This window comes from Pseudoalteromonas sp. SG41-2 (assembly GCF_014164535.1).
Classification (GTDB): domain Bacteria; phylum Pseudomonadota; class Gammaproteobacteria; order Enterobacterales; family Alteromonadaceae; genus Pseudoalteromonas; species Pseudoalteromonas rhizosphaerae.
Genome location: NZ_JACJFK010000019.1, coordinates 36,014 through 60,988 on the forward strand (window position 1 = coordinate 36,014; position 24,975 = coordinate 60,988).

Genomic DNA, 24,975 nt, shown 5'->3' on the forward strand with positions numbered 1-24,975 from the left:
ATTCACCCGAGTTCAGGTTAAGCCTTTTAATGAAATTTTAAATAAGTAGGCACTAAAAAAGCCGAGCATACAGGGTTATGCTCAGCTTAAGCCTAGGAAAATATAATCACTACTGTTTAGTAATAAGTAGGTTCATATTGTCCTTATCTGGGCCAATCACTTTAAACGTGTAATTACCTGATTCGGTAATACTCAGCGCTATATTGCCACCTATCACTTCAAGCAACATTATCTCGTTAATATTAACTATTGGTGCATCGCCTACCCCGCCGTAGTCCACAGTGTTCCAATCTTCAGAGGCTATTTTAAACTCATAATCACCGGCATCTAAATCAAGTGATGTACTATAAATAGCATTCCCTTGATAGATTAGGGGGTTGTCGGTACCCCAGCCATTTAAGCTGCCACGTAAGTAAACTTGAGTGTCTGCAAACATTTGCGCATTAAATACACTCAGCGTGGGTGCATTCAAATCACTGGCATCAAAAATGAACTGATATTCGCCCTCGGTTGCAACATCCATCGTCATATTAGCGCCTTTAACAGCTAATAACTTATCTTCGGCAACGGTTACGATTGCATCCGCTTCACCGGAACCATAATCAACGGTATCCCAATCTTCAGAAGCAATTTTAAATTCATAACTGCCTACACTGAGTATTTTAGTAAAGGTATAAACGCCTTTACCTTGATAGATTAACTCATCACTGGTGCCCCATTCATTTAAGCTGCCACGAACAAATACAGGCGTGCCAACGAATCGTTCTTCGTTATAAATTCTCAGCGTTGGATTGTCTTTATCGCTGGCATCAAACGAGAATACATAAGTTGCATCAATTGCGGCATTAAAGGTCATATTCGCGCCACTGCGCATTAAAGGCTCGGTTTGATTTTCCAACACTGCTTTATCAGCATCAGACAGCGCGCCAAAATCCACACTCGACCAATCTTCAGAGGCAATTTTAAATTCATAATCTCCCGCAGTTAAAGTAATAGCGATACGGTATTCACCATTGCCCATATACTCAAAGCTGTCAGCTGTGCCCCAATCATTTAAACTACCTCGCACATATACTGTGGTGCTGCCAAAAGGCACTACGTCTGGCGCGCCCACTGTTGCATTCGCACTTAAGCCTACACCTTGGTTCTCGCCTTGTGGTTTTACAAATACCGCGATTGTATAAGCTGGGACTGTAAATGTACCGTCGGTTTCACTGGCAGTAAAACTCACTCCAAACATACTGCTATCGGTGCTGTTTTTAAGTATTGGATGTAATTCAAACCCAGCAGCGGTTGGTACTGTATGTGAAAGCGCTTGCTCAGTTGCATTAATTACTACTACGAGCGCGTCAACTTGGTTATCTAAATCTGCAAAACCTTGACCGTCATCAATGCTCATTACAATCAAACCATGTTGCTGGTTTTTACCAACATTGTGAAAACCTACACGGTCAATAACATCTTGCTCTGTGGTTAATCTAAATAATGGGCTGCTACTACGAATAGCTAAAAACTCTTGGAACACATCCCCTGCGTAAGCTATATCTTGCGGCTGTGCAGCAGCTTGTGGATTACCTGAGAGCTTAATGATTTCAGGCCATTTCTGTTGGTTTTTCTCAGCATTAGGTAAACCAATATTCCAATTATTATTTTCTTTCGTTAAATCTACCGCATTAAACCAATCCCCTGCATTGTAGCTATCACGATCCATTGATTTTGAGCGTAGTAAATCAGCCCCAAGTTGCATAAACGGGATACCTTGGCTTACTAACGGAATTGCTAATGCCATATTATGCGCACGCACTCGTTGCTCAATACTCATACTTGTTGCATGTTTATATTGCAGTTGATCCCATAAGGTTTCGTTATCGTGCTTTGATACGTAGTTAATGCTGTCAGCAGGGTCTAAAGCATAAGCCGTCGGCTGCGTATTCCAGCTAAAGCTATTACCTTTTGCCGAATTACCTTTAAAGTCTTTCAGGATATAGTTTTGTAAATTACCCGCCAGTGATAAACGCAGAGTATCTTGGTCTGCTAAATTACCATCGGTCGGGTTATTGCTAAACATAGCCCCACCGCGCACAGCTTCACGGATGCGGTCATTGAATGTGCCAACTTCAGAGCCTGCCATATCAGCTTGCTTAGCTTGAGTGAACAATCGGTTATTAGCGACTTCACCAAAATCCCAGCCTTCGCCATAAAAGTAGTTGTCAGGGTCAACAGCTTGCACCGCTTCACGCGCTGCTAAAATTGATGATTTAGGCATGTGCCCCATAACATCAAAGCGAAAGCTATCGTAGCCAAAGTCGCGAGCAAGTATGACTAGTGAATCGCTAACAAATTTATCCATCATTACATGTTCAGTCGCGGTGTTTTCACAACAGGTTGAACGCTCGATATCGCCCGTTACTTCGCTGTATCTGTGGTAATAACCCGGTACGAGTTTATCAAACACTGATTTTTCCCAAATGCCTGATGACGTTGTATGGTTGTATACCACATCAAGAACCACGCGAAGGCCGATCTCTTGAAGTGACTGTACCATGGCGCGTGTCTCTTTAACCCGGGCAACCCCTTCACTGCTTGATGCATACGAACCTTCTGGGGCAATAAAGTGATGCGGGTCGTAACCCCAGTTAAAACCGTCTAAATCACGCATCGCGCTGGCAAGTGCTTGAGCATCATCAGAACCCGGAAAGTAGCTTTGCATTAAATCAGCAATGATACTGTTTTTATTTTCGATTTTACAAGCATCGGCGGCATCGTCTATTCGCTCACATAACTTACCAAGGGTGTCAATGATTTCAACGCGCTTATCCGCATCTTCTTCAATGGTGCCAATGTCTGTTACAGGGAGTAAGTGAAAATGCGTTAAACCTTTGTCAGCTAGTTGCTTAAGGTGCTGCATAGGGATGCTTTCAAGCTCAGTAAATGCTAAATATTTACCTTGGTTTGCTGCGCTTACTGACGTATCGCGAATACTAAAATCACGTACATGACCTTCATAGATAATGGCATCTTCCGGGTTGGTAATTGTTGGTACACTGCGCTCATCCCAGCCTTGTGGTTTGGTATCGTCATCATTTAAGTTGATCAACTGCGAATACAGGCCATTGCTTGATACATTCAGTGAGTAAGGATCGGTACTCCATAAACTTTCAATCGCTTGAGTAGTAGGGTGGTAAACATCAAACGCATAGCGGTAATAATGACGGTCGTATTTGCTGTCTAAACTCACTGACCAAATACCTGTATTGCTGTCTAACGTCATGGCAGTGCTATGTACTTGTGCTTTATCGGCGTCAAATACATTAAGCATCATATTGCTAGCGGTTGGTGCCCATACTGAAACATCAATTGCATTGTTATTATAATGCACGCCTAGCATGGCTTCATTTGCGTCGTTTTCACCTTGGGTGTAAAGTGCATCAAGGGCTTTGGCGGTTTGCACAAAACTTGCTTCAAGTAGCTTGCCTTCTGCATCGTAGCCCGCTACAACGAGCTGTTGTTTTATAAGTTGTTTTGCAGTAGCGGCATCCCAATTACCTTGATAGGCAGTCCAATCTGTTAAGTGCGGTACTTTCGCTGCTTGTGCATCGGTTAAACTCGTTGCCATTAATTCAACGGTTTCACCATTTAAGCCAGTATCAACATCAACAACCAAATCGGCAGCAGCTGATGAATGCAGCTTAATAATCTGCGTAAGCTCATTGCTTGGCTTATACAGCACAGTATTTAAATCAATCCAGTGTGCTGATGCACCGTCAATTGCAACCGGGCGTTCGCCAAGCGCTTCTACTGGGTATTCAAATACTGTTGGCTCACCATCAAAGGTAAAGTTCATACGTACAAAACGCTCGTCGTCCTGCATCAGTGGCATTGTTAAATCCACATCACCATGGGCTTTACCTGAACCTTCTGTGCCAATATGAATAATAAAATTAGCGCACTCGGTATAACCGTCTTTTAGCGCGACAATCCAATAAGCTCCATAGTTTGGATCGACACCATTATATTCATGGCCATTAGCCCAATCGGTGGCATCAAACGGCGGCGCGTAAGCATCACAGCCGTCGGTATTCCAAGAGTGTAAACGATAGCCTTCGTACCCTTCATTCTTATCACGTTTATAAAATAATACGGCTTCATTTTCCCCGGCGAATACCACTGGGTCTGGTAAGTCGGGGTTATAGCCACTGGTACAGCTTTCATTATTTGCATCTGGAAACAGCGGTGCGTCACAAGAGATAGGCTCAGGAGCAACACATTGAGTGCCTGCTGCATTAGGGACTTGCGGTACATCACAAGTCAATAAGGCTTGGCCTGCTTTTACATCGCTACTGCCTGAGCCTCCACAGCCAAACAGTAGTGTTAAGCTCACTGCTAATAGCAAATGAGTCAATTTAGTTATTTTATTCATTATTTATGCTCCAATTTGCTATTAGTGGCTATAGGTAAAACCTAAATAAACCTGACGACCAAAGTACTGGGTAGTACCGGTGATGTTTTCATTGCCAAAGTAACTTTGGGTTGGTTCATCAGTAAGATTATTAACCTGTAGCAACATGCCAAATGAGTCTGTAAATTGATAAGAGGTTTGAAAATCGACCACGGTCTCGGCATCAAAATTAACCACTTGCTCATTGATCGCCACTTGCTCTGAAACAAAGTCTGAGCGGTAACGCACATTAAGGCGGGTTTCAAAATTATCTAAGCTGTAAAATAAAGTGCCGTTTAACACGTTTTTAGACAAACCAGGTAAACCTTGTGTAACCGTTTCACCACCTAAGCTGGTGATAGATTCAACTTCGCTCTCGGTGTATGAATAGCTACCGTTAAACCCAAGGCCATCAAACGGCGCGGGTAAAAACGAAAATACTTGCGTGTAGGCAAGTTCAATACCGCGAATATAACCGCCATTGGCGTTATTTACCGCCGTTGTGTAAGTGCCGTTAGTTGTGGCAACTTGCTCACCACTGACTGGATTTTCTATATACTCAGGGACGTTAAAACCATTACCTTTAAAGTCAAACCCTTCAATGGCGATGGTATCGATAAACGAATCGATGTTTTTATAAAAACCTGCGATCACTAGCGCACCATCTGACTCATCAAAATAATGCTCGTAAGAGATATCGTATTGGTCGGCATAAAATGGTTTTAAGAATGGATTATTGGTACTTGAGCCGTTAATTTTGCCGCTGGTTTTATCAGCCTGCGCACTGGCGTCCCCAGCTAGGCGATTGATCGGTGGACGCGACATTACTTTAGCCGCCGCAAAGCGTAATTGCGTGTTATCCGTTAGCTGAAAGTTTAAATTAAGGGATGGCAGATAATCGGTATAAGTTGTGCCAAGTACATTAGGTAAATAATTTTGATTTATGATGCCGATACTGTCGGTAATGTTTTGTGCACCGAGTGATAAATCACCATTAACATTTTCTAAAATAGTGGCCGATTGGTCGGTATCAACACGGCGAATACCAATATTACCCAGTACCGGCATAGTACCAATTTCAGTATTAATATTAAGCATGGCGTACGCTGAAAGCACTTCCTCATATACTGAGCCACTTTGTAACATGGTCCATGAGTAGTTAGTGGTATAGCCTTGTGTATCAGGTATTTCATCACCATCAAGATCGACAACGCCATCGGCGTTACCCCAGGTTTTAACTGGCTCCGGTGCGCCTTCAGGAAACCAAGCATTAAGCGCTTTGTCTAAATCAATCGCCAAATATGATGGGAAATAACTAAAGTCACCTTCCCAGTCAACAACATTTACCATGTCATTGGTTAAACGCAGTGGCGGCTCACTCACTGAAAAATCACCATCATTACCGTATTCAAACACTGAGCGGTTATTGCTGTATTCGCGATCTGAATAACGCGCGCCAAATTCAACAGAGCTAAACCAGCTGTTATTCAGCTCGTATTTAAAATCAAGGCGATAAGCGCTTACTTCATCTTCATTTTGATAAGGGTAAATACCGTATTTACTAACCATTACTCGGTCGATATCGCTAAATGCAGCCGCTTGATTAAAGCCTACATCAGGTAAATTTAAACCATTAAGTTGGTAGTTTATTGATACGTTTTTATCTAACACAGGTTCTTCGGCTGAGGCGTCTTCGGCAACCAACGCCCACAATAAGCCATTGCGAAAGTTACTTTTAGCCCGTGACAGCGACACATCAACATTAACGTTTAAACGTTCTGTCACTTGCCAATCGGCGTTAACACCGTAGCTATCTACTTCATCAAAGTCTTGGTTATCATCATTCACAATTTCAACGCGAGTGTAGCCTTTTGAAGTACGATTAACAGAGGCACCAACTACTGAATTTCCCTCTAGCTGAGCGTTTGTATAAGTGGCCGTTGGGCCACCTAATTTCACTCGTAACCCACGGGCAAATGACTCAGTATCAAAGCGTGATAAAAACACGTCCCCTTTTAATTTAAAATTATCCAGCGGTGCCCATTCAATCGCCGCCATATAACCGTTACGGGTTTCTTCTCCACCTAAATGCTGAAGCTCAAAACCTTCGCTGATATACTCATTTTCAGGTTTAAGTTCGGGGCCATTAGTATCATTTGCAACACCATCAACGTCTTTATTATCGTTATAGGCAAGGCCAATAAACTGTGTTGCTACGCTGGGTTGAAATAACCGTGCATAACCAAGTGCGACACCTAAAGTATCGTCAAGATATTTACCTTGATAGGAAAAACTAATGCGGTCGCCAAACTCAGTGGCATCGTTCACCTCTGACGCTCGGTCGTTGTACATACCTCTGGCGTTAACCACAAACTTATGTTGCTGATCATTATCAAGCGGGCTAGCTGTTTGCAGTTCTACCGTACCTGCAACACCACCTTCGATAAGCGATGCTTTTGGTGATTTATACACGGCTGCTGAGCTGATCAATTCAGACGGATATTGGTCAAACTCAATACTACGGCTGCCACTAGTTGATACCTGTTCACGGCCATTTAAAGTTGAAAATACAAATCCACCGGACATACCGCGAATGTTGATTTCTGCCGCCTGCCCGCCGGTTCGTACCGCTGAGATCCCCGGTAACCGAGTGAGCGCATCAGCCATAGATACATCAGGCAAAGCACCTAAGTCATCCGCCGATAACTGCTCAGATACCGTATCAGTAAAGCGTTTTTGATTAAGTGATTGGATTAAACTACGACTAAAGCCACGCACTTCAATGACTTCAAGATCTTCTTCTAGTTGTGGTTTTTTTACGGTACTTTGCGCGTCACTTTCAACCGCAGCTAATACACTGCTGGCTGCAAACATTGCGAGCATTAACGCACTTAGTTTGAATTTCCCCATGAGCTTTCTACCCTATTGATTTTATAATTGTGTGCTGTTTGTTTTGAAATTGTGGATAAAATAAAACCAATAAAGTGTAACTAAAAAGTAAAATAAGTGTGATGAATACGTATGCAGCAGTAAGGGCAATAGCTAGCAAGGTGAGGAACTTAGTTTAGAAGTGCTGCGATCATGTAGATAACGTAAAATAAATCGACTGACTAACGGAATAACTCAGTCATAAGCCACTATTACACAGGTGAATTAGAAATTGCTAAGAGCAACTTTAAGATAAATAGTAAGGATTGGTAAAATTTAATAAACTACACCATTAGCACCACCCTTATTGCTAGACCAATAAAAATCACCGCTAATATTTTATCAAACCATGGGGATGATTTAGTAAAAGCAAAGCGCTTCTTTGAAAGCTCTGTCAATGCTGCAACAATCAGATACCAGCCAGTATCAATAGTAAAAACCGTTAAGCACATAATCAAACCGATCTTAAAACTGAGATTGGCAGGATCTATAAACTGTGAAAACAGGGCTAAAAAGAATACCGCTAATTTAGGATTTAGAAACGCAATAGCAAAGCCGTCTTGCAAGGCTTGTTTTGCGCTGCCACTTTGCTGAGCCACTTTTAACTCACTATTACTTGGTTTGGCTAATAAGATTTTAACCCCTAAATATGCCAAGTACGCTGCACCTAAGTAAACTAACACTTGATACACAGTAGGAAATTGCAACATTAGTGCACCGAGGCCAAGTAACGATGCTGCAGCATAAAAACCGACGCCAACACCATGGCTCAGCGCTGCCAACATGCCGTTCTTCATACTGCCATGAATGCTATGTTTTAACACCACAGCCAAACTTGGCCCAGGAGACATTGCACCCATCATACAAATGGCGACTAAGCTTAGCCACAGTGATAACGTCATTTATATTCCTTATAGTTCTTCATTTTCAATAAGTAAGATGTATGAATAAACTTGGCCGTATAATCCTGTAGAGGCGCTAACATTTATTACTTTCCAGCCATCTTGGTTTAATTGATAAATTCGCTCATTAAGTGCGTCAATATCAATACCGCCTCTAAAAAAGCCACGCTGCTTTTTAAACTCAATTATTTTCTGCATGGCTGTATCGCTTATAATTGATACTCAAAATCATAAATGTGTATACCGGCTTCGATGCGAATTGCCATTTTTCCGCTAAGGCCTGCAAGTTCATTACTACCAGAATCTGGCACCACGTTTAAAATTAATGAATCTTGGCCTTTATCCATAGTGCCAAAATGTTGCAGCACAAAGCTGTCTTTAAGACCTGCAAGTGTGCCAACTACTTGTTCAATTGCCACATAACCGGCACTGCCTTGAGTTGCGGTCATGGCACTGAGCATTTCGCCAGTGCTGGTTGCATCAAGCCCACCTGTAAACGTTTTATCAATTGACATACGACCCAAGTTTACGCCATCAATGCCCTTTGCATAACCTTCAATAGGATTGAGTTTAACGTTAAATTCGCCCGTTACTTTTTCAGTTGTCATGGTTAGTCCCTTAGTTAGTTATTGAAATTATGATTTAAGTAACCATATCTATACCCTATTCATCTAAAAGAATCCACTATGAGCAATAGTAAAACCGAGCAAAAAGACAAAGCTGCTTTTAGTAGTTTAATTCCTATTTTTCAGTTTATTAAGCCGTATAAATGGGTGGTTTTTGCAGCTCTTGCAGCATTACTTGTTACTGCCGGGGTTAATTTATCATTGGGCCAAGGAGTTAAATTTGTTATTGATCACGGCTTTATTGCGGGCTCTCAAGAACAATTAAAACAAGCCATAATCGTGCTAATTGGCTTGATCAGCTTATTAGCCATAGGAACATTCAGCCGTTTTTATTTAATGTCATGGATTGGTGAGCGCGTCAGTAATGATATTCGTAAAGCGGTATTTGATCGCATAGTCACCCTGCACCCGAGTTACTTTGAAGAAAACCGCAGTGGCGAATTAATGTCGCGCTTAACAACCGACACCACTTTGTTGCAATCAATCATTGGCTCGTCATTTTCAATGGCACTGCGCAGCGCTCTGATGCTAGTCGGTGGTTTAGCCATGTTGTTATTTACTAACTTAAAACTCACTTTAGTTGTAGTTGCCTGTGTGCCGCTGGTGTTAGTACCCATGATGATTTTTGGTAAAAAAGTACGCAAACTTGCCAGCTCCAGCCAAGATGCGATTGCCGATATCAGCACTTATGCGGGAGAAATAATTCAAAATATTAAAGTAGTGCAAAGCTATAGCCACGAACAACGCGAACAACACGCTTTTGCACTAGAGACCGAAAAAGCCTTTAACGTTGCGAAAAGCCGTATTAAACAGCGCTCATTTTTAATTGCTGCAGTAATATTTTTGACCTTTAGCGCAATTAGCGTGATGCTGTGGATAGGTGGTAGTGATGTACTGGCAGGCACAATGACTGGCGGTGAGTTAGGTGCATTTGTGTTTTACGCCATTATGGTAGCGATGTCGGTAGCAACCGTTGCTGAAGTATATGGCGAGCTACAACGTGCAGCGGGCGCTGCCGCGCGGTTACTTGAACTGCTCGCGGTTAAAAGTGAGATCACGAACCCTACAGCACCACAAGATCAGTTATTACATAACAACTCTAACGCTCCAGCCATAAGTCTTGATAAAGTAACCTTTAATTATCCATCTCGTCCTGATGTGAGCGCCTTAAAAACTATTTCATTAACGATTGAACAAGGCCAAACAGTAGCAATCGTTGGTCCGTCAGGTGCTGGTAAAACCACGTTATTTGAATTACTACAACGCTTTTATGACCCTGCCGGTGGCGACATTAAGTTTCATAATATTAATATCAAAGATCTATCCCTTAATACGCTCAGAAACAGCATGGGCATGGTGGCACAAAACCCGATTTTATTTAGCTCTGATGTGATGCATAACATTCGTTATGGCAACCCAGATGCAAGCGACGAACAAGTATATGCTGCCGCTAAGCATGCTCACGCGGATGAATTTATTGCACAATTACCTAACGGCTACGAGAGCTTTTTAGGCGAGCAAGGGGTGCGCTTATCAGGCGGCCAAAAACAACGAATTGTATTAGCAAGAGCGATATTAAAAGACCCAGAAATACTGTTACTTGATGAAGCAACCAGCGCTTTAGATGCGCAAAGTGAGCATCATGTACAAGCTGCGCTTGAACATTTAATGCAAAACCGTACTACGCTTATCATTGCCCACCGCTTAGCCACAGTAAAACATGCAGATGTTATTGTGGTAATGGAACAAGGTGAAATTATAGCAACCGGTACTCACCAGCAGCTATTAGCGACAAATCCGTTATATCAGAAATTATGTGAGCTGCAGTTTAATAGGGATTGAAGCGGTAAATAATCTCAATCATTTGCTTAGGTAGCAAATGATTAAGATAAAACATTAACCTTTAGTATTTGGTACAATTTGAACTTCCACGCGGCGGTTTTGCGCGCGGCCGTTGGCGCTGTCATTGCTGGCAATTGGGCGAGTTTCGCCGTAACCACGTGTACTAATACGCCCAGCTAGAATTTGCTGATTCACTAAGTAACCTTTCACACTCTGCGCACGCTGTTGCGATAACGTCATGTTGTAGCTATCTTTACCTGTGCTATCGGTATGGCCTTCAATACTTAAATAAGTTTTTTCGTACTTATTCATCACTTTAGCAATAGCATCAAGGGTGTTATGAAAGCCAGATGAAATATACGATTGGTCGGTGGCAAAAGTTATATTAGCTGGCATCACTAAACGTAAGTTATCGCCTTCACGCACAACTTCAACACCGGAGCCGGCTAACTCATCACGAAAAGCCGCTTCTTGTTTATCCATATAGTCACCAACCGCAGCGCCGGCTAGTGCGCCAATAGCGGCACCAATGAAGATACGTTTATCATCATGATCTCCGGTTGCCTTACCAAGTACTGCGCCTGTAGCTGCACCAATACCAGCTCCCATTCCTGTGTTGGTGGTCTCACAACCCGTTAATAATAATCCAACAATAGTCGCTGTTAGTAATGGTTTGGTTAAAGTCATGGTATTTCCTTGGTTATTAATTCTTTCATTAACAGCTAGTATGCAAACATTGTAATGAACGAAATATGAAGAAGATGTTAAAAGCTCAGCGCTTGCTCGTTAAGAGGAGGAAGTTCATAGGGAGCAATTAATGTATTTAGCTGACCAGTGGCAGCCATTGTTTTCATTAGCGCATCAACCTGCTGCGCTAATGGGGTTACTGAAAACTGTTTACTTAAAGCGAGATAACCATAGATTATGTCATTAAAACGATACCGCATTTTAACTAGTTTATTGGCTGGCTGATTCAGCACACTCATAGCATGATCCGCGGTATCTTCAACGGCAATAACTAAATCTGCACGCCCTTTCAATAATAGGTTAATAGCTGTGCTTTCTGTTAAAACAGCTATTTTAGTCAGTTCATCGTCTTCATCAAAACGTTTAAAATGTACGGCACCTCGCATAATCGCAATTTTTTTACCATATAAATTGTCATAGTTGTTGATTTGTAATTGGCTATCTTCGCGTGCATAAAATACAAATGACGAGGTTAAAACCATATAAGGTGGGGTTACAAATTGCATTACTTGCTGACGCATAGGTGTGAGGATCAAACCTCCCATCGCATTAACTTCGCCTTGCTCTAACATTCTTACACAGCGTGAAAATGGGCAACCAACCAGCTCTAACTTAAAAGGAAGTTGCTTTTTCATCTCCCGAAAAATATCAACAATCGCGCCTGATACTTCACCATTTTGATTAATTTGGCTATACGGTGGTGCATGATCCACGGCTAACGATATTTTTTGCACAGCCGCATTAGGTTCATTTGCAGCATAGGCATAGTTTATAAAGGCAAAAATTATAAAAATATAAACAATAAATCGCATAACTACTTAACTTTAACAAAGCCTTTTTTACATTGTAGACAGGTACAAAGATTAAAAACCATAAAATTGTCACGAAATTTTGTCATACTAAGCTGTTACGGCAATAAGAAACGAGAGAATTCATGTTACTAGCTATTTTTAAGCAGTTTTTTTTACTTGGTTGCATGAGCTTTGGCGGGCCAGCTGCACATTTAGGTTATTTTAAACGTCATTTTGTTGATAACTTGCAATGGCTCAATGCTCAACGTTATGCACAACTAATCAGTCTTAGTCAGGCTCTGCCTGGACCTGGGTCTAGCCAAGTGGGTTTTGCTATTGGTGTGGAGCGAGCAGGCGTATTAGGCGGTATTGCTGCTTTTGTTGGCTTTACCTTACCTTCCTTTTTGATCATGGCTTTATTAGCGATTAGCGCCCACCAATTTGATGCTATTTACTTTGCAATAGTTGCCGGTTTAAAACTATTTGCCGTAGTAATTGTGGCCGATGCTACGCTGAGTATGGCAAAAAGCTTTTGCACTAGCTGGGTACTCAAAGCGCTTGCTGTGTTAAGTACCTTAGTGCTGATCTTATTACCGAGCCTGAGCAGTCAAATATTGGCTCTATTAGCAGCCGCTGCTATTGGCGCAATATGGCCATTGCTTAATCTAGCTCAAAGTAATCAAACAGCAACTAAGCAGCGCACAGTTAACTGGCCTGCACTCATTCTATTTGCACTATTATTGCTAGTGAGCTTTGTCCCACTAGGTTCTCAATTTGCAGGTTTTGCACCCTTTTATCAAGCTGGGGCTATGGTTTTTGGCGGCGGTCATGTGGTATTGCCGATACTTCAAGCTGGCTTACCAAGTTTAAACACTGAGCAATTTTTATCAGCTTACGCCAGCGCACAAGCGGTGCCTGGGCCAATGTTCACCATTGCTAGTTATTTAGGCGCAGAGCTTAATAGCGAGCAGCCGCTTGTTGGTGCGGTGATTGCAACCTTACTGATTTTTACTCCTGGTTTTTTGTTAATGTTAGCATTTCAAAAAAGCTGGCTGCAATTATCTGAACGCCCCCGCTTTGCCAGCTGTATTGCCGCGCTTAATGCCGCTGTGGTAGGTTTTTTAGCGGCTGCATTGTATTCACCAATTTGGACATCCGCAGTTCACAACATTTGGCATATTGTGATTGTTGTTGCAGCTTTTGCATGGCTAAGGTTAGCAAAGCCTCCTATTTGGTGGCTATTAATCGTATTTGTTAGCCTTGGCCTGCTTCAGTATTATTTGCCACTTTAATGGTAGGTTTAATAGCGGTTGGGGTGATTGCTGCAGGACTAAATTGCCCCGAGACACTTTGATAAGCGCGTAGGTCAAAAATAGGTAATACCGCAAGTAGATGATCCATGATCTCTGCTTGCAGATGCTCGTACGATATCCAGCGCTTATCTTCACTAAAACAATAAAACTCTATCGGTAAGCCATGATTTAACGGTTGTAACTCCCGCACCATTAATGTCAGTGACGTGTTTATTTTACTGTGCTGCTTTAAATATCCTTCAGCATAACGACGAAATAACCCTAAATTTGATACCGGATCAGGTAAGGTATTCATCTTAATATATTCTTTTAACGCGATAGTTTGAGAAATCGTTTTAGTCAGCTCGTCATCAGCTAAACGAATGCTATTCATATCTATATTGAGTGAGCGCTTGATCCGACGACCTCCAGATTCTTGCATACCACGCCAGTTTTTAAATGAGCCGGCCACCAGCATATAAGTGGGGATAGTGGTGATAGTGTTATCCCAGTTTCGTACTTTTACGGTATTTAACCCAAGGTCAATTACTTCGCCGTCAGCACCATAGTTATCTACTTGGATCCAATCACCATAGGTTACTAAACGATTTGCTGCAATTTGAATGCTGGCTACAAAACCTAATATAGTGTCTTTGAATACTAACAAGGTCACCGCAGCAATTGCCCCGAAGCCTGAAAGAATATAGGTTGGCGATTTTTCCAGTACGATACTGACAATCAAAATCACACAAATCATAAAGGTAATAAGTTTTACTACTTGGATCAGCCCTTGAATCGGCACTTCGCGAGCAAACTCTAGTTGGTTATAAATGCCACCTGCAATACTTACTATGCTGCTGATGATAAAGCCAACATGAATAATTAATAAAGTTTGACCAATCGTCTTCAGCACTTCAGCAGCAAATTCAGTAACTGGATAAACACTATCAAATGTTGCTAAGAATAATACACAGCACAACATCCCGGCAAAACGACGGTTAAGTTTTGTCAGCATAGGCGCCAACAGCCCAATTCGCTCAGGAGAAAGTTTAGTCACCACCTTTTGAATACCTGGTAGCATTAAACGGCGGGTAAATAAATACACCACTAACAGCGAGAACACACCAATTGCAGTGGCTGTAAGAGAACTGAATAATACTGTGTCAGGCATACCCTGAAACCAAGGCTGCACAAATTGCTGTAAATGAGTTGGAGTCGTCATGATAATTCTAATTCCTTGCTGCGGGAGGCTCAATAACAGTCATTTTAGCTATATTGATTGTTGCTTAACACTGTAACAAACCCAAAACCAATACAAGCTTAACAGTACTGATTTGGGCCGTTACCTATTAGCATTTGCGACTATGACTTAAGTTTTTGCTCAAACTCGCTAAGCTGTTGTTCTTTCTCTTGCCATAAGCGATTTAATTCTGATTGAAAACGTACTCTAAATTCAGAATCTCCCGTGTAATCACCTATCAACTCTTGGCTTACCGGCATCACTTCTACATGAATATTAATTTGTTTTACTCGTCCACTGGCAAAATCCATAAAGGTAGGAATGCCCTCAGGATACTGAATAGTGACATTTACCACTTTAGAGATTTGCTCACCCATAGCTTGCATCACAAACGCCACCCCACCCGCTTTAGGTTTGAGTAAATGAGGAAACGGGCTATTTTGACGCGAATGTTTTTGCGCTGTAAAGCGAGTACCTTCAACGAAGTTAACCACACTCACCGGCATTTCTTTGAACTTTTCACAGGCTTTACGGGTTGTTTCTAAATCTTTACCACGTAATTTAGGATTCTTTTTTAATTGGCTTTTGCTGGTACGAGTCATAAAAGGGAAGTCAAGCGCCCACCAACATAGCCCCAAAACAGGAACGTATATCAATTCTTTTTTCAAAAAGAAGTTTAAAAATGGAATTTTACGATTAAACACACGCTGTAAAACTAAAATGTCCACCCAGCTCTGATGATTGGCAATCACTAAGTACCAGTCTTTTAGTTTGAGCTCTTCAAGGCCGGTAACACTTAGCTTGGTTGGTGTTAATAACTTTTGATTTAACGTATTAAACGTAACCCAAATAGAGGCGCACTGCTTAGCTGTCCAACTCATTAACTTTTGTAACGGTTTGATAGGGATAAGTTTAATTAGGCCACAAATAAAAATGGGAACAAACCAAATTAGTGTATTTATGGTGTAAAAGAAAATACTAAAAACACAACGGATCCAAGACATTACTACTTAATTCCTTTCATTAAAACTGTTCGGCAATTTAGAATGCAATACAAGAGTATCGCAATTAATCTTCAAAATATGTATACCCTTCAAGGCCCGCATTTAGCTCAGCTAAATACTGCTGCTTAATAGAGTCACTAATGTCGAGTTGCTGTACTGTGGTAGCAAAGTTATCCGAGAAAATATCGCTATCATAATCAACAAACTTTAATACATCCTTAACGCTATCACCCTTGATCGCATTGGTTAGTTGATAACCTTGTTCGGTGAGCTCTACATGGACTGAATCAGTATCACCAAATAAGTTATGTAGATCACCTAAAATCTCCTGGTAAGCTCCCACCATAAACATGGCAATGTGGTATTGTTGCCCAGGTACATATTGTGGAATAGGTAAGCTTGTTTCGATCCCTGCTCCCTCAACATATTCACGAATTTGCCCATCTGAGTCACAGGTAATATCTTGAATGATAGCGCGTTGCGTTAACGGCTTATCAAGGTTTTCAATCGGCATTACCGGGAATAATTGCTGGATCCCCCAGACATCTGGCAATGACTGAAACAATGAAAAATTCACAAATAATTTGTCGGCTAATTTTTCGTTTAAATCATCCAGTACTTCACGGTGAGCACGCGCATTGCTTAATGACGCTCGCACGCGATGCAAAATAGTAAAATACAGCTGCTCTATTTTCGCCCACTCCAACATGCTTACTAAACCATGTACGTATTGGTCATGCGCTTCGCTAAATAAGTGCATTGCATCATGGTAAATTTCTAGCGCCATACGTGGGTTTAAGCGTTGTAAACACTGCCACATTTCATCTAACACTAACGCACTATTTGGCTCAGGTGCACTAGGGTTGCTGTGATTTGGTGCTTGCTCAACATCAATCACATCAGTGATCAGCACTGCGTGGTGAGCAGTTAACGCACGGCCTGATTCAGTAATAATAGCCGGATGCGCTAAGTCATGCTGTTCGCACACTTCAGCAAACGCATTCACCACATTACGAGCATATTCTTCGACTGTGTAGTTCATGGAACAGGCACTGCGCGAGCCAGAACCTTCGTAATCAACGCCTAAACCACCACCTACATCAACGGTATTTAATGGCACACCTAGCTGGCTTAATTCTGCAAAGTGGCGTGAACATTCACGTAAAGCACGATGAATATCGCGAATATTGGCAATTTGTGAGCCTATATGAAAATGTACCATTTGCATTAAATGCAACTTATTGTGTTTTTTGAGTACTTCGACGGCCGTTAATACTTGCCCAGCTGTTAAGCCAAATTTACCTTTTTCGCCACCGGTATTTTGCCACTTCCCTTTACCCACTGAGTTTAAACGGATGCGAATACCAATGGCAGGCTCGATGCCTAGATCTTCAATCTCGGCTAATAACGTTGTTAACTCAGATAGCTTTTCAACGACGATTTTAACTTTATGGCCCATAGCTTGGCCAATACATGCTAAACGTAAAAACTCACTGTCTTTGTATCCATTACAAACAATAGTGATCGGTTGTTTTGCCACACCTAAAATCGCCATTAACTCAGGTTTTGAACCGGCTTCTAAACCGACTAAGCCGCTCGGGTGCGCCAATAACTTACTTACTACTGAACGCTGCTGATTTACTTTGATCGGATATACGCAAGTATATTGACCTTGGTAGGCACGGGCATTGCGCGCGCTACTAAATGCGCTGGTCATAGTATCTACACGATTTTGCAAGATATCGGTAAAGCGTACTAATACTGGTAACGTTAAACCCTGCTTTTTAAATTGTTCCGTTAACTCGGTTAATGAAATAGCGGCTTTCGTTTGATCGCCATCTGGGAAAGCAACCAGCTCACCTTGGCTATTAATATCAAAGTAACCATCGCTCCAATGAGCAACGTTATATGTAGAGCGTGCTGTATCTAAACCCCAAGTCATGGCAAATTCTTCTATAGTTAACAAGTTTCGCGGAATCACGCATTTTAGTACGTCATAACCCTCTACGCTAACAAAAAATGACCTTTAAGCCAAAGCTAAGATAAAATATATTCGCTATACTGATAAAATTTCATTGAGCAAAACGCCAAGCACTGGCAGAATTGCCCCTTTTTCATACTCAACTCAAAAGTGTAACTAGCGACATGGCAAATTTAGATCAAAGTAAATGGTTTACAGAAATCAGTGAACGTGACGGCAGTGCGTTTTCTATGCGCATCAACAAAAAGCTAGAAGAACAGCAATCGCCTTTTCAAAAAGTCGAAATGTACGAGACAACAGACTTCGGTAATCTAATGATTATTGACGGTTGTACTATGGTAACTAGCCGTGAAAACTTTTTTTACCATGAAATGATCAGCCACCCTGCACTACTTGCACACCCAAACCCAAAAAATGTAGTTATTATTGGTGGTGGTGACTGCGGCACTTTACGTGAGGTACTCAAGCACCCGGGCGTTGAGTCTGTTACACAAATCGATATCGATGAAGTAGTGACGCAAATGTCACTTAAATACTTCCCTGAGTTATGTGAAGCAAACCAAGATCCTCGCGCTACAGTAATGTTTGACGACGGTATTAAATACATGCGTGAAGCTGCAGCAGAATCAATCGATATCGTGATTGTTGATGGCACTGATCCAGTCGGTCCAGGTGAAGGTTTGTTTAACCATGCCTTTTACACGAGCTGTTTAAATGCACTACGCCCTGGCGGCATTATGGTACAACAAAGTGAATCACCGCTTATGCATATGCCATTACTGGTTGAAATGCGCGATGCGATGACTGATGTAGGCTTTAACGACTTACAAACACTGCCATTCCCACAACCTATTTACCCAAGTGGCTTATGGTCAGTAACACTTGCTCGTAAAGATGAAGCATTCGCTGGTTTTAGAGAAGACGCAGCAGCAGAGCTTGCGCAAACTACAGAGTATTACAATAATGGTATTCACCATGGCGCATTAGCAACACCAAACTTTATGAAGCGCGCTTTCGAAAAAAAGTAAACGTTATACCAATCGTTTTAAGTTACTGACCATTTATAGCGACAGAAAAATACAGTGGTAACAAGGCAGAGATTTTGACATGTAGTTGTTCTCGGCAATTGCTCCTGCATTGCTCTACCTCTTGCATCCATGCAGTCGTACATGAAAAATTACTAACGCAGTTAGCGCTTTATTTAGCGCGCTAGAATGGTTAAATATTTAAGTCGATTGGTATTAGATACTAACAACGCAAAAAAGGGTTCTATCGAACCCTTTTTTATTGCCTACAGCAAACAATTAAACTTTAAAGCGCTGCAATAGGCGGTTTAATTCATCGGTTAATTGATTCATTCTTACCGCGACTTCTTCGGTTGAACGTGCCAGCTCGCCACCTTGCATGGTTTGCTCGTTCAATGACGATAAATTATGACTTATTTCTTCCGCTACTGCGGTTTGCTCATCGGTAGCTTGGGCTGTTTGCATAGCCATATCATTCACTTTTACTGATGACTCTTGCATCGCATTAAGCACATCATTGGTTTGCGTAAACGAGGCTACGGCTTCATCTGCAAAGCGTTTGCCACCATTAATTGCCGTTAAAGACTGCTCGACACTATTGGCAAACTGCTCAACCATTTTTTGAATATCGTTGGTACTTTCTTGAGTGCGCGTTGCCAAGGTGCGTACTTCATCGGCGACCACCGCAAACCCCCGCCCTTGTTCGCCAGCACGCGCCGCTTCGATAGCAGCATTTAACGCAAGTAGATTAGTTTGCTCTGCAATCGCGCGGATCACTTCCAGCACTTTAGCTATATTATCAGAGCTTTGTTGCAGTTCGGTTGATTTGTTACTGGCATGTTCCATATTTTCAGATAGCGCGACTATTTTATCACTCGAATTAGCCACAGCCGTTAAACCTTGCTTAGCCAGGTGCTGTGAGTTATCGGCTTCTTTTGATGACTGCTGCGCCACATTAGCTACTTCGCGACTAGCAACACTCATTTGATGAACCGCACTGACAATTGATTCAGATGCTTGGCTGAGTTTTTGAGTGATCTGATTATTTTGATTTGCGAACTGGCTTAAATCAGTTCCTAAATGGTTAAGCTCATTAGATTGGCCTAAAATATCACGGATCAATTGCTGCAAATTATCTAAAAAGCGATTAAATGCCGTTGCCAGCTCGGCAAATTCATCTTGGCTTTTTACCACAATACGCTCTGTTAAATTACCATCACCAGAGGCAATATCATTAATTCTCGCAGTCACGTAATGCATTTGCTTCGTTAACTGACGTGGGATCATATAACTGAACCAAGCTGAAATGGCTAACAGCACCACCACCATAGTCAGTAAAAACAGTTTCGTTGTGGTTATCTTCTCTAGCAGCTTTTGTTTTTCTTGTTTAGACGTCAATTCAGCTTGTTCACCTGCTTTATCTAAAATATCGCGCAGCGCTGCAAACTCAGTATTAGCCTGCTGATTTTTTTGCTTGTTTTGTGGGTCATTGATATACGCGTTTGATGCTGATAACCATTTTTCAAAGGCACTATCAAAGCCAGTAAACTGCGCCGTTACTTGCGGGTAGGCTGATAAAAAATGTAAATATTGATTAAAACGATCGGTCACTTGCTGTGCGTTTTCTTGATGATCTTGCAGTTCTTCGGCATTACCTATCTTATTGGTTACTAGGTGTAGTTCAGCTACTTTGGCTTGGTAAAGATCACGGTCACCATTAACCACTACTGAAATAGCATTTAAAAATCGCTCAGATTGTGCTTCTAACGCATCTTTTTGTAAGTTAATTAAGTGAGTATAGCCTGCTATCAGTACTATTATCGCAATCCCAAGTAACACAATTGGCAGCGAGCTCTTGATTCGAATACTCTGTAAGTTCATTTTTCACCTTTGCATAAAATACAACATCAGCCACAACTTAATATAGTTCAAACTATCTGAATTACCATTAAAAGCGCCACTGAACATTTAAGCTAATTTGTTGCTGTGATAGGTTTTTGGGATTATTCATCGCCATGCGATTATCTGCTTGGCTATGTAATGCTGAGCCCTCAATCCCTAGTTGCCACTGCGGCGTTAATTGATAGCGCCAGGTCGCGGTTATACCTTCACCTTCACTGGCATTAGGATCAAATTGCCAGTCGTCATGATCGGTTACCTCAAAATAATCATAACGCATTGAAATACGATGCTTGGCCATTTTATGACTTACTAATATAAAGTGACTATAGAAGCTATTATTTACACCGCGTTTAGCACCCATAGCGGTAGTGCCCGACATCATTTGCGCAATTAAGCGCGTATTCGCAGTAAATTTATATAGCCACGCGACGCTGCTAAAACGAGTATCCCATGCATATTGCCCAGTACTTCTATTTAGTGCTGCAGGGTCGCCATTATTATCGTAATAATAAAAACGAAATTGTGATTTTTTTAAATAATCCCAGTGAATTCCTGCATAATAACCAAAGCGCCCATCAACCTCCTCAAAGGGCAAGACCTGATTTGCCTGATACTGAAGTTCGGTGCTATTAAATGAAGCGATTGGCGCAAACGCAATACTTTCATTAAAGGTCGTTTGGCGGTCATGCATTGCAAAGCCACGCCAAGCTAATAATGTGCCTGCAGGATCATTACCTTTAAATGTGGCGCCAACCAATGCAAAGCTATGGGTACTGTTAAAGCTGCGCCCAGGCCGCTTGATAGTGGCCTCAACCCCAACGGTACGTACCTCTTCACCTATCCATGAGTTTATTGCTGAGTTAGTGTAATTATATGGTGAAAGCCAGCCCATATCTGGATTTTCTAATGATAATAACGGGTAAAAACCACCTACCCGCAGATGCCATTTATAGTTACTCGCTGTTAGCGGCTTATATTGCAAATATGCTTGGCTAAAACCTAAAGTTGGCTGCGGATCTTGATAAGCATTAATAACCCCATGTGCTGACCAAGCGGTGGTTAAATCAGTCCTAAAATCAACGACTCCCTGAGAAAGCACAATGCCATCATTGTCACTATCGTATCGGTATAGCCCTACGCTACCTTGTTGCCAACTTACGTATTGATCACCCTGAACTGCACTTAGTTGCACTAAGCCCTTTACTTGTGCAAAAGCATTGCACGTTAATGTTAGCCCCACTACACCTAGGTAAAAGCAAGCTTTATTCATAGTCGTCAAATTCATCAACACCCACCGCAACACGAGAAATAATCGCCTGTTTTATTTGATAAACAACCGGCGCACTAGTTAGTGCAATGGCTTTGCTTTCAGTTTTGCTGATGTCACTAAATTCGGAGTGCCAAATATTGAGTGTAAAATCTCCGGCCTCAAGCGCCAGCTCAATTTGTCCTTTATCATTGGTCATTGCGTAATACGGACTATCAACCACCACAATATACCCCAACATCCAATCATGAATATTACAGCCTAATTCAACTACGCCCGTTTGCTCAAAACTGATCGGATCCTGTGGTTGCTCTCGGTATAGCTTTAGCTCAAACGATTTAGCTTTGGAAAACGAATACACGTGGTGCATGATTGAATCTGCATTTGGAAACTCAACTTGAGCATTTTGCGGTACCACCAACACATGGGGAATAAACTGCCGGTCTTTTTGAGTCATTATAAAGGGTGTAGTTGGCGCGGGGAATTCAACACTTTTATCCGCAGGCGTTAACCAGACGACGGCATTAGCGAGCGGTTTTTGCTGTTGATCATTAATGGTGATAATACCAGCGTAACTATTAAAAACCATTAAACACAATGAAAGAATGAAGGTCTGCTTTAACATTTTAATATCTTCTTATTTAACTTCATTCATTATAAACCAATTAGATTAATCTTTTGTTAATTATATTCTGTTAAAAATATCTCGTTAATTATTTTTCAATATTTAACCTAAGCTAACTAATGAGCTGAATACGTATGCAGTCATCTCGTAATCTAGGCCCTTGCGCTTTATGCTAAATGCTTCAATTAGGTTACACCTCAAGGAACAGCTATGCGATTACCTTTGCTACTTCTGCTTGGACTTTCAAGTGCTTGTTTTGCTAAAGACGCGACGATTCAATCCCCGAACGGAAATATAACAATAACCATTTCGGATCAGCAAGCTACACCAAGTTATAAAATCAGCTTTAACGGCAAAGATGTTATTGAAAATTCAGCTCTTGGCTTCGAATTTAAACAACAAGCCGCCTTTGCTGAAGGTTTTACAATCACCGACGTTAACAACTCCCAACATAACAGCCAATGGCAGCAACCTTGGGGTGAACGCCAAACTATTATAGATAAACATAATGAGCTCGCGGTTACGTTTAAAAAGCCAGCGCCACAAGGCGGCACTTACACGGTTCGTTTTCGAGCTTTTAATGATGGCGTCGGTTTTCGTTACGAAGTACCTAAACAAGCTGGATTTGAAAATATTGAAATCACTAAGGAGCTAACCGAATTTGCAATTAGTGGTGCGGATAAAGCCACCGCATGGTGGATCCCAGCTCGTGGTTGGAACCGTTATGAATATGTTTATAACACCACTCCACTGCAACAAGCTGCTCTTGCGCATACTCCATTTACCTTTAAAAACGCTGATGGCGTCCATGTGAGCATTCACGAAGCTGCATTAGTTGATTATGCAGGGATGGTGCTCAATCAACGTCGCCCAGGGACTTTACAAGCCGACTTAACGCCTTGGTCTGATGGTGTTGCGGTTAAAAAACATGGCGCATTTAATACTCCGTGGCGCACAATTCAAATTGGTGACAAAGCCGTTGATTTGATCAACTCAGATATTATTTTAAACCTCAACGAACCAAATAAACTCGGTGATGTATCGTGGGTTAAACCAGGTAAATATGTCGGTATTTGGTGGGGCATGCATATCAATGAGAACACTTGGGGCAGCGGTGAAAAGCACGGTGCGACCACCAAAGAAACCAAGCGCTACATGGATTTTGCAGCTAAATACGGTTTTGATGGGGTACTTGTCGAGGGCTGGAATATTGGCTGGGATGGCGACTGGTTCTTCAATGGTGATGTTTTTAGTTTTACCAAACCTTACCCTGACTTTGATATTGCAGAGCTAACTCGCTATGGCAAAGAAAAAGGCGTACAGCTGATTGGCCACCACGAAACGTCTGGCAACGTAACCAACTACCGCAACCAGATGGAAGACGCCTACGCACTGTACGAAAAATCTAACGTTAGCCAAGTAAAAACAGGTTACGTAGCAGATGGCGGCAACATCAAACGCATTGATGAAAACGGCATTGCTCGCCATGAGTGGCACGATGGCCAATTTATGGTTAATGAATACCTACACAGCGTGCAACTGGCTGCAAAACATAAAATCAGTATTAACACCCATGAACCGATAAAAGACACAGGTCTGCGCCGTACTTATCCGAACTGGATAGCCCGCGAAGGTGCTCGCGGCCAAGAGTTTAATGCATGGGGCACACCGCCAAATCCACCAGAGCATATTCCAATGCTCGCCTTTACCCGTATGTTAGCTGGGCCAATGGACTTTACACCCGGCATTTTTGATATGAGTTTTAATGGATTAGGTGGTGATACAAATCGTCCACAAACCACACTTGCGAAACAACTCGCGTTATATGTCGTAATGTATAGTCCAATCCAAATGGCCGCTGATCTTCCGCGTAACTATTTAGCCAAACCGGACGCATTTAAATTTATTCAAGACGTACCAACAGATTGGCAACAAAGTATCGCACTAGCGGGTGAGGTTGGCGATTACGTGGTGTTTGCTCGCAAAGAGCGTAAGCGTGATAACTACTCTGGTAACGACTGGTTTTTAGGAGCAGTAACCGATGAGCAAGCTCGCAGCATAGAGATAAAACTCGACTTCTTAGAGCAAGGTAAAAAGTTTGAGGCACAAATTTATCGTGATGGTAATAATGCGCAGTGGAAAAACAACCCATACGATTTAAAAATCGAAAAGCGCATAGTCACAGCTGCTGATAAGTTAACGCTTAAACTTGCCACCAGCGGCGGCACAGCAATTAGATTTAAAGCTTTATAATAGCGCGAAGTCGATAGTGAAAATAGGAGGCGCGAGTTTCTCTCGCGTCTTCTTTTTGATAAACAATCGGCAAATAAAGAACCTCCAATTCATAATGTTAACGTATGAGTTA

17 protein-coding genes are annotated in these 24,975 nt (G+C 41.9%); 4 read left to right on the plus strand and 13 right to left on the minus strand.

All coding sequences use genetic code 11. From position 1 onward, the window contains the following. Nucleotides 1-109: 109 nt before the first annotated feature. The 5 genes from H5186_RS15390 to H5186_RS15410 form a co-directional block, all read right to left on the minus strand. Complete coding sequence (locus H5186_RS15390; RefSeq protein ID WP_182794642.1) at nucleotides 110-4,420, minus strand: alpha-1,6-glucosidase domain-containing protein; 4,311 nt, start codon at nucleotides 4,418-4,420, stop codon at nucleotides 110-112. 21 nt (nucleotides 4,421-4,441) lie between these two features. Next, the gene (locus tag H5186_RS15395; protein ID WP_182794643.1) at nucleotides 4,442-7,348 is read right to left on the minus strand and encodes a TonB-dependent receptor; all 2,907 of its coding nucleotides are present in this window, start codon (nucleotides 7,346-7,348) and stop codon (nucleotides 4,442-4,444) included. A 302-nt stretch (nucleotides 7,349-7,650) separates the two neighbouring features. Continuing rightward, entirely contained in the window at nucleotides 7,651-8,268 is a 618-nt protein-coding gene (locus H5186_RS15400) for a LysE family translocator (protein ID WP_182768041.1), read from the minus strand. 9 nt (nucleotides 8,269-8,277) lie between these two features. After that, nucleotides 8,278-8,466: a hypothetical protein gene (locus H5186_RS15405; protein WP_182768042.1), complete on the minus strand. Its 189-nt coding sequence runs from the start codon at nucleotides 8,464-8,466 to the stop codon at nucleotides 8,278-8,280. Between the two features lie 11 nt (nucleotides 8,467-8,477). Continuing rightward, nucleotides 8,478-8,876, minus strand: a complete 399-nt coding sequence (locus tag H5186_RS15410; RefSeq protein ID WP_182794644.1) for a DUF3224 domain-containing protein — start codon at nucleotides 8,874-8,876, stop codon at nucleotides 8,478-8,480. A gap of 78 nt (nucleotides 8,877-8,954) precedes the next feature. Between H5186_RS15410 and H5186_RS15415 the strand changes: the two genes are divergently transcribed. Beyond that, nucleotides 8,955-10,736: an ABC transporter transmembrane domain-containing protein gene (locus H5186_RS15415; protein ID WP_182794645.1), complete on the plus strand. Its 1,782-nt coding sequence runs from the start codon at nucleotides 8,955-8,957 to the stop codon at nucleotides 10,734-10,736. Nucleotides 10,737-10,790: 54 nt separating this feature from the next. Here the strand turns inward: H5186_RS15415 and H5186_RS15420 are convergent, their stop codons facing one another. Beyond that, nucleotides 10,791-11,423 (minus strand): OmpA family protein, encoded by a 633-nt coding sequence (locus H5186_RS15420; protein ID WP_149983073.1) that lies wholly within the window; start codon nucleotides 11,421-11,423, stop codon nucleotides 10,791-10,793. A 77-nt stretch (nucleotides 11,424-11,500) separates the two neighbouring features. Continuing rightward, nucleotides 11,501-12,295 carry an ABC transporter substrate-binding protein gene (locus H5186_RS15425; protein ID WP_182794646.1) on the minus strand — a complete coding sequence of 265 codons (795 nt, stop codon included), beginning with the start codon at nucleotides 12,293-12,295 and terminating at the stop codon, nucleotides 11,501-11,503. Nucleotides 12,296-12,417: 122 nt separating this feature from the next. Here H5186_RS15425 and chrA point away from each other — a divergent pair, with 122 nt between their 5' ends. Then, complete coding sequence (gene chrA / locus H5186_RS15430; protein ID WP_182762685.1) at nucleotides 12,418-13,566, plus strand: chromate efflux transporter; 1,149 nt, start codon at nucleotides 12,418-12,420, stop codon at nucleotides 13,564-13,566. Here chrA and H5186_RS15435 read toward each other — a convergent pair. From H5186_RS15435 to speA, 3 genes are all read right to left on the minus strand, one after another. Then, the gene (locus H5186_RS15435; RefSeq protein ID WP_182762683.1) at nucleotides 13,529-14,788 is read right to left on the minus strand and encodes a mechanosensitive ion channel family protein; all 1,260 of its coding nucleotides are present in this window, start codon (nucleotides 14,786-14,788) and stop codon (nucleotides 13,529-13,531) included. The two genes, chrA and H5186_RS15435, sit on opposite strands and share 38 nt — an antisense overlap. A gap of 140 nt (nucleotides 14,789-14,928) precedes the next feature. Further along, on the minus strand, nucleotides 14,929-15,810 hold the full coding sequence (locus H5186_RS15440) for an acyltransferase (RefSeq protein ID WP_182719103.1): 882 nt from the start codon (nucleotides 15,808-15,810) through the stop codon (nucleotides 14,929-14,931). 64 nt (nucleotides 15,811-15,874) lie between these two features. After that, entirely contained in the window at nucleotides 15,875-17,752 is a 1,878-nt protein-coding gene (speA, locus tag H5186_RS15445) for a biosynthetic arginine decarboxylase (RefSeq protein WP_145241988.1), read from the minus strand. A 203-nt stretch (nucleotides 17,753-17,955) separates the two neighbouring features. Here speA and speE point away from each other — a divergent pair, with 203 nt between their 5' ends. Next, a complete protein-coding gene (gene speE / locus H5186_RS15450) occupies nucleotides 17,956-18,819 on the plus strand; it encodes a polyamine aminopropyltransferase (protein WP_145241990.1) in 864 nt (287 codons plus the stop codon). A 276-nt stretch (nucleotides 18,820-19,095) separates the two neighbouring features. Here the strand turns inward: speE and H5186_RS15455 are convergent, their stop codons facing one another. The 3 genes from H5186_RS15455 to H5186_RS15465 all read right to left on the minus strand — a co-directional run bounded on the left by H5186_RS15455 (nucleotide 19,096) and on the right by H5186_RS15465 (nucleotide 22,610). Continuing rightward, nucleotides 19,096-20,697, minus strand: a complete 1,602-nt coding sequence (locus H5186_RS15455) for a methyl-accepting chemotaxis protein (RefSeq protein ID WP_182768060.1) — start codon at nucleotides 20,695-20,697, stop codon at nucleotides 19,096-19,098. A 67-nt stretch (nucleotides 20,698-20,764) separates the two neighbouring features. Then, the gene (locus H5186_RS15460; RefSeq protein WP_179959233.1) at nucleotides 20,765-21,988 is read right to left on the minus strand and encodes a hypothetical protein; all 1,224 of its coding nucleotides are present in this window, start codon (nucleotides 21,986-21,988) and stop codon (nucleotides 20,765-20,767) included. Further along, nucleotides 21,981-22,610, minus strand: coding sequence for a methylamine utilization protein (locus H5186_RS15465; RefSeq protein ID WP_182719100.1), 630 nt, complete (start codon nucleotides 22,608-22,610; stop codon nucleotides 21,981-21,983). The genes H5186_RS15460 and H5186_RS15465 overlap by 8 nt, the downstream gene beginning before the upstream one ends. 210 nt (nucleotides 22,611-22,820) lie before the next feature. On the opposite strand from H5186_RS15465, the gene H5186_RS15470 reads away from it, so the two are divergent. Continuing rightward, entirely contained in the window at nucleotides 22,821-24,863 is a 2,043-nt protein-coding gene (locus H5186_RS15470) for a glycoside hydrolase family 97 protein (RefSeq protein WP_182719099.1), read from the plus strand. The last annotated feature ends 112 nt before the right edge of the window (nucleotides 24,864-24,975 follow it).